A 6869-nucleotide genomic window follows, 5' to 3' on the forward strand; every position below is an offset into this window, starting at 1 on the left:
GGCGGGCACCCCGGTGCCGTCGGCGCGCGCCGAGGCCTGAGCCAGCTGCAGGAGGCACCAGCGGGTCGCCTGCTGGATGTCGTCGTGCTCGCCGATCTGCACGTCGCTGCGCGCCCAGAACGCGGCGAGCCAGTCGGCCTGCCGGTCGAACTGCGCCTGGACGCCCTCGAACGCGACGCGATCGAGCGAGCGGCGGCAGCGGTCGACGAGCTCGCGAGGGGGCACCCCGCGCGAGGTGTGGTAGCTGACGAGCTTGGTGACGGTGATCGGCACGCCGGCCTTCGCCTGCACGCGGAACACGTTCTTCGAGATGTCGGCCTCGATCAGCGTGCGCGACGTGTAGTCGTTCTCGGTCTCGATGATGTGGTCGGCGACGACGGCGACCGTCATGCCCGAATCCGCCACCGTGTACGACAGCGCGGAGCGCAGTCCGTCCTGCCAGTGCTCACCGGGATCGAGCACGCGCTCGGCGATCTTCTCGGCCTTGCGAGGATCGAAGCCGCCCTTCGCCTGGTTCGGGGTGCCCGCATAGACTCCGGCGCCGTCCTGGCGATTGATCATCTGGCAGCTCACGGTCACGGGCGCGTCGGCGTTCTCGACGACGACCTCGAGCCGGAGCACCGCGAGGTGGCGCTCTTCGAAGCTGACGATGCGCTCGTCGCGCATCCGCACGCGCTTGCCGGACGGGGTCTCCCACACGACGATGCGCTCGAGCACGCCGGTGCGCATGTCGAGCGTGCGACGGTACTCGCGGACGTCGGCCTCGTCGAACGAGATCGGCTCGTCATCGACGTACACCCGCATGACCTTGGCATCGGGAGCGTTGACGATCGTCTGTCCGACCTCGGCGAATCCGTAGGCCTGTTCGGCGTGCCGGATCGGCCACGTCTCGTGCAGTCCGTTGATGAAGGTGCCGTGCTCGTGGGCACCGCGGCCCTCGATGTGGTTGCCACGGAGGCCGAGGTAGCCGTTGCCCACCGCGAACAGGGTCTCGGCGACTCCGTCTTCGGAGTAGCGCGTCTCGACGAGCCGCCAGGGGTCTACGGGAAAGCGGTCGCGGTCGATCATGCGGTCTCCTGGTCGTCGGAGCTGGTGGCCTGCGGGGTCGAGTCTGCCTGGCCGGCCGAGCCGGCGGAATCGGAGAGGAAGACGTCGAGATCGTCGACGACGACGGTCGCGCCGGCGTCTCGCAGTGCATCGGCTCCGGCGCCGCGGTCGACGCCCACGACGATCGCGAATCCGGCGGCCGCGGCGGACGCTGCTCCCGACGTCGCGTCCTCGACGGCGATGCTGTGCGCGGGGTCGACCCCGAGGGCGACCGCTCCGGCGCGGAACATGTCGGCCGACGGCTTCGACGCGAGATTCTCGCGCTCGGCCACGACGCCGTCGACCACGATGCGGAAGAACGAGCGGATGCCGGCGGTACCGAGCACCTCTTCCGCGTTCTTCGAGCTCGAGACGACACCGAGCGGGACGCCGGCGGCGGAGAGCTTCTCGACGAGGGCGAGCGAACCCGGGTACGGCGCGATGCCCTCGGCACGCAGCGACTGCGCGAACGCGGCGTTCTTGCGATTGCCGATGCCGCAGATCGTCTCGGCCTCGGGCGGATCGTCGACCGCGCCCCACGGCACCTCGACGTTGCGACTGTGCAGCAGGCTCGCCACCCCGTCGTAGCGCTTCTTGCCGTCGACGTAGTCGAAGTAGTCGGCGTCGGTGTAGGCAGGCGTGATGCCCCAGCGTTCGAAGACGTCGTCGAAGACGACCTTCCAGGCGCGCATGTGCACCTCGGCGGTCGGTGTCAACACTCCGTCGAGGTCGAACAGGACGCCTTCGGCGCGGAGCGGATCGGGCAGGGCTTCGGGCACAGGAGCCTCCAGGGAGAAGGACGAGGGGTTCCGGCACCTCTCCGTGCCATTGTGCAAGCGTAGTGCGGCTCAGCACCGGGCGGTAACCCCCGAGGGCGTGTCGATCAGAGCATGCGGGAGGTCTGTCTGGCGATCTCGAGCTCTTCGTTCGTCGGCACCACGAGCACCACGACAGGCGAGGCATCGGTCGAGATCTGACGGATGCCCTTCTGCCTCGCGGCGTTGCGCCCCGGATCGATCTCGACACCGGCGAATCCGAGTGTCGCCATCGCCTCGGCCCGCACGGCCGCGGCGTTCTCGCCGACTCCCGCGGTGAAGGAGATCACGTCGACGCCCCCGAGCTGGGCGATGTAGGACCCCGCGTAGGCGCGCAGCCGGTGGATGTACACGTCGAACGCCAGCGTCGCCGCCGGGTCTCCGGCATCCCTGCCCGCCAGGATGTCGCGCATGTCGCTGCGCCCGGCGAGTCCCTTGAGGCCGCTGCGCGTGTTCAGGAGCGCGTCGAGGTCGTCGATCGAATAGCCGGCCCGGCGCGAGAGGTGCACGAGCGCCGCGGGGTCGAGGTCTCCCGACCGCGTGCCCATCACCAGCCCTTCGAGGGGCGTCAGCCCCATCGACGTCTCGACCGACCGACCGCCCTCGATCGCCGTGACCGACGCCCCGTTGCCGAGGTGGAAGACGAGCTGCCGGAGGCTCGCGAGGTCACGTCCGAGGAATGCCGCCGCCGACTCGCTCACGAACTGGTGGCTCGTGCCGTGGAATCCGTACCTGCGTACTCGATGCTCTGCGGCCAGCTCGGCGTCGATCGCGTACGTGTACGCCGCGGGCGGGAGCGTCTGGTGGAACGCCGTGTCGAAGACGGCGACGTGCGGGACGCCGGAGAACACGGCCTTCGCCGCGACGATCCCGGCCAGGTTCGCCGGGTTGTGCAGAGGGGCGAGGACGGAGAGCTCCTCGATCTGCTCCTCGACGTTCGTGGTGACGAGGGTCGGCGCATAGAACCGCGCCCCGCCGTGCACGACACGGTGTCCGACGGCGACCGGAGGATGCGCAATGAGCGAGGGGCCGCGCTCGTCGAACTGCTCGAGCATGACGGCGAAGGCGGCCTCGTGATCGGTGACGGGTCGCTCGCTCTCGTACGAGGCGTCGAGCATGGTGACCACGGCGCCGGCAGAGGTGTCGGGCCGCACGGTGTGCGTGATCGCGCTGACGTCCTGTCCGATCCGCTCGATGAGCCCGGAGGCGAGCTCGTTCTCGTTCTCGATGTCGATCAGGCTGTACTTGAGCGACGAGGATCCGCTGTTGATGACGAGGATGGCGCTCATGCGGTCGCGTCCTCTGCCTGCGCCTGGATCGCCGTGATCGCGACGGTGTTCACGATGTCGTCCACCAGCGCACCGCGCGAGAGGTCGTTGATCGGCTTGTTGAGCCCCTGCAGCACGGGTCCGATCGCGACAGCTCCGGCCGAGCGCTGCACAGCCTTGTAGGTGTTGTTGCCCGTGTTGAGGTCGGGGAAGACGAAGACCGTCGCCCGCCCGGCGACCGCCGAGTCGGGGAGCTTCGCCTTGGCCACGGCGGCGTCGGCGGCCGCGTCGTACTGGATCGGCCCTTCGACGAGCAGCTCGGGGGCGCGCTCGTGCACGAGCGCCGTCGCCGCCCTGACCTTGTCGACGTCGGCACCTGACCCCGACTCCCCCGTCGAGTACGAGAGCATCGCGATGCGGGGTTCTATGCCGAACTGCAGCGCGGTCGCCGCCGAGGAGATCGCGATGTCGGCCAGCTGCTCGCTCGTCGGATCCGGGATCACCGCGCAGTCGCCGTAGACGAGCACGCGATCGGCCAATGCCATGAGGAACACGCTCGAGACGACGTTGACCCCGGGCTTCGTCTTGATGATCTCGAAGGACGGACGGATCGTGTGCGCGGTGGTGTGCGCGGCACCCGAGACCATGCCGTCGGCGAGACCCAGGTGCACCATCATCGTGCCGAAGTACGAGACGTCGGTGACGGTGTCTGCAGCCTGCGCCAGCGTGATGCCCTTGTGCGCCCGCAGCCGCGCGTACTCGGCCGCGAAGCGCTCGACGTGCTCGGGGTCGGTGGGGCTGATCACCTGGGCTGCGGTGATGTCGACGCCCAGCTCGACCGCTCGCGCCCGCACGACGGATTCCTCTCCGAGGATCGTGAGATCGGCGACCTCTCGGGCGAGCAGAGTGGCTGCCGCGCGGAGGATGCGATCGTCATCGCCCTCGGGAAGGACGATGCGTCGACGGTCGGCGCGTGCGCGCTCGATGAGCCCGTACTCGAACATGAGCGGCGTGACCACACGGGACTCGGCGAGACCGAGCTGGGTGGTGAGCTCGGCGATGTCGACGTGGGTCTGGAACAGGCCGAGCGCGCGGTCGTAGCGGCCGCGGGACTCGGGCGAGATGCGTCCGCGCGCGCCCATCACCCGCACGGCCGTATCGTACGTGCCGAGGTCCGTGGCGATGATCGGCACGGTCGAGGTGAAGCCGTCGAGCAGCTGCACGATCGGCTCGGGCAGCGGGAACGGGCCGTTCAGGATGATCCCCGCGACGCGGGGGAAGGTGCCAGAGGCATCCGCGAGCAGAGTCGCGAGAAGCACCTCGGTGCGGTCGGCAGGGATCACCACCACCGATTCCTCGGTCAGCCGCGGCAGCACATTGACCATCGACATGCCGGCGACGACGATCGTCAGCGCCTCCCGCGCCAGGCGATCGGGATCGCCCTTGATGAGGCGCCCGTCGACCGCGGTGAGAATGCCGTCGATCGACGGTGCGACGAGCGTGCGGTCCTCCGGAATCGCCCACACCGGGGTGGTCTTCTGGGGCCGCACCGCAGCCACCGCGGCCTCGATGTCGCCCAGCGCCTCGGGGTCGGCGCGGTTCACCACCACCGCGAAGAGCTCAGCGCGCTCGACGTCGAGCTCAGAGAGAGCGAGAGCGCCGATCTGCCCGACGGCCGAGGCCGTGCGCGCGGTGGTCGTGCCCAGCTGCTCTGCCTGACGCTGCTGATCGCGACCGCTCAGCACCAGCAGCACGGGGGCGGCGAGATTCGCGGCGATGCGCGCGTTGTAGCCGAGCTCGGCGGGGCTGGCGACATCGGTGTAGTCGCTGCCGATGATCACGACGGCGTCGCACTGCCCCTCGACGGCCTTGAACCGCGCGACGATCGTCGACAGCGCCCGGTCGGGGTCGTCGCGCACATCGTCGTAGGTCACCCCGATGCAGTCCTCGTAGTCGAGGTGCACGCCGTCGTGTGCGAGCAGGAGTTCGAGCACGTCGTCGCGCTCGGTCACCGATCGCGCGATCGGGCGGAACACCCCCACCCGGGGCGTGACGCGCATGAGCGCGTCGAGCACGCCGAGGGCGATGGTCGACTTACCGGTATGGCCTTCGGCCGAGGTGATGTAGATGCTCTGCGCCACGGTTACACCCTAGGCGCACACTCCCATGAGAGGGCTGGGTCGGCCGCCGTGCGAAACCGATCAGCAGGGCGCCGACAGAGCATCCACCACGGCCGATGCATCCGCCGAATAGCGCGTGTAATAGGTCGGATCGAGGTTGATCTGCACGCGGTGGATCGCGAGCGACTGCTCCATCGACTGCCAGTCGCGCACCCGCGCGAGACGCTCGTAGAACAGCGTCGCCGCGGTCGCCGGGTCCATCCGCTCCTCCGGCGTGCCCCACCACTCCTGCTGCTGGAACAGACCGATGCTCGTGGTGCGGCTGCCGTCGGGATTCGTGAATCCGCTGGTCTCCCAGTCCCCGTAGTCGATGTTGCGCAGGCTGCTCTCCCCCATCGCGGTCATCACCCCGAGCACCTGTCCGTCGCGCCCGAATCCGAGGGACGCCGCCGTCTGCATGATCGTGGCGGCGTTCTCGAGCTGCTCGCCCTCCCAGCCGGCGATCCCCTGCGGCGGGAAGGTGGTCGGATCGCTCACGCAGATCGCCAGGGGCTTCTCGTGGGCGAGACCCAGCGGGATCAGCACCGCGGCGAGCGCCACGACGATCACCGCGGCCGCCGACAGCGCGATGCGTCGCAGCAGCCGGATGCGCCGCACGCGCCTCTGGGCACGCCGGCGGGGCGACATCCGCCGTGACCGCCCGCGGGACCGTCGGGTGCGCTTCTTCTTCGTCGAGCGTGTCGCGGTGCGGCTCCCGCTTCTCGTCGGGGTCATGCCCGCCCGCGCCCGCGTCGGCCTGCGAACGCCGCGAGTCCGCCACCGACGGCACCGAAGAGGTGCGCCTGCCACGAGATCCCTTCGCGCACGCCGACGACCCCGGCGAGCATGGTGCTGCCGTACAGGCCGATGACGACGATCGCGATCACGGCGTAGAGGACGCGGTGCGCCACCCTGCCCGGAGCGAAGACGCGCATGACGGTGTAGCCGAAGTAGCCGAAGACGAGTCCGGACGCGCCGACCGTCAGGGCGCCGGGGGCGTTCACGAGCCAGGTGCCGAGCCCCCCGATCACGGCCGCGTACGCGGTGACCGTCCAGAACCTGCGTGCGCCCTCGACCGCGACGAGGCAGCCCAGGATGAGAAGGGGCAGCGAGTTCGCGATCAGATGCGCCCAGTCGGCGTGCAGCAGGGGGCCGGCGACGATGCCGCCGAGGCCCGCGAGATCCCAGGAGCGCAGGCCGAAGCCGGTGAACGAGCCGGGCAGGATCGCATCGACGAACTGGACCGCCCACATCAGCGCGAGCAGCAGGATCGGTGACAGGAAGCGGCCGAGTGCGCTGGAGCGCGGGGAGTCGGCGGTGCTGATCACGTCTGGCCTTGTCACGTCACGATCCTGGCAGGACTGCCCCGGAGGACGCTGACAAAAGAAAGTGACCCTCCGCGCACCCAGCAGAGCCCGGTTACCCTTGCTGCGTTTCCGCCCTGGGGGAATTGGCCTGGATGCCGCCACGCGGAGAGCCGTCGACAAGTCTAGCCGATGTCAGCGCCTGCACTTTGACAGACTGGACAGGTCATGGATCAC

At 69.5% G+C, this 6869-nt stretch carries 5 protein-coding genes, 1 other RNA gene and 1 pseudogene; all 7 read right to left on the reverse strand.

Features of this window, described 5'->3' with window-relative positions; all coding sequences use genetic code 11:
• Positions 1 to 1068: pseudogene (locus J7E68_RS13240) on the reverse strand (glycoside hydrolase family 65 protein); the annotation flags it as partial.
• Positions 1065 to 1865, reverse strand: coding sequence for an HAD family phosphatase (locus J7E68_RS13245; RefSeq protein ID WP_215173317.1), 801 nt, complete (start codon positions 1863 to 1865; stop codon positions 1065 to 1067). The pseudogene J7E68_RS13240 and the gene J7E68_RS13245, both read right to left, overlap by 4 nt.
• 104 nt (positions 1866 to 1969) lie before the next feature.
• Positions 1970 to 3190 carry an acetate/propionate family kinase gene (locus tag J7E68_RS13250; RefSeq protein WP_215173319.1) on the reverse strand — a complete coding sequence of 407 codons (1221 nt, stop codon included), beginning with the start codon at positions 3188 to 3190 and terminating at the stop codon, positions 1970 to 1972.
• Positions 3187 to 5310, reverse strand: coding sequence for a phosphate acetyltransferase (gene pta, locus J7E68_RS13255; protein ID WP_215173321.1), 2124 nt, complete (start codon positions 5308 to 5310; stop codon positions 3187 to 3189). Before pta ends, J7E68_RS13250 begins: the two co-directional genes overlap by 4 nt.
• Before the next feature lie 60 nt (positions 5311 to 5370).
• On the reverse strand, positions 5371 to 5946 hold the full coding sequence (locus J7E68_RS13260; protein WP_311416899.1) for a hypothetical protein: 576 nt from the start codon (positions 5944 to 5946) through the stop codon (positions 5371 to 5373).
• A gap of 113 nt (positions 5947 to 6059) precedes the next feature.
• Positions 6060 to 6671 carry a rhomboid family intramembrane serine protease gene (locus J7E68_RS13265; protein WP_311416900.1) on the reverse strand — a complete coding sequence of 204 codons (612 nt, stop codon included), beginning with the start codon at positions 6669 to 6671 and terminating at the stop codon, positions 6060 to 6062.
• A gap of 42 nt (positions 6672 to 6713) precedes the next feature.
• Positions 6714 to 6810: signal recognition particle sRNA small type (ffs, locus tag J7E68_RS13270), an RNA gene on the reverse strand.
• Positions 6811 to 6869 lie beyond the last annotated feature (59 nt).

Source organism: Microbacterium sp. ISL-103 (genome assembly GCF_018613995.1).
GTDB lineage: Bacteria > Actinomycetota > Actinomycetes > Actinomycetales > Microbacteriaceae > Microbacterium.

Excerpts from the sequence above, each read along its gene's own strand:
- J7E68_RS13250 (WP_215173319.1), bottom strand. The coding sequence starts at position 3,190 with ATGAGCGCCATCCTCGTCATCAACAGCGGATCCTCGTCGCTCAAGTAC.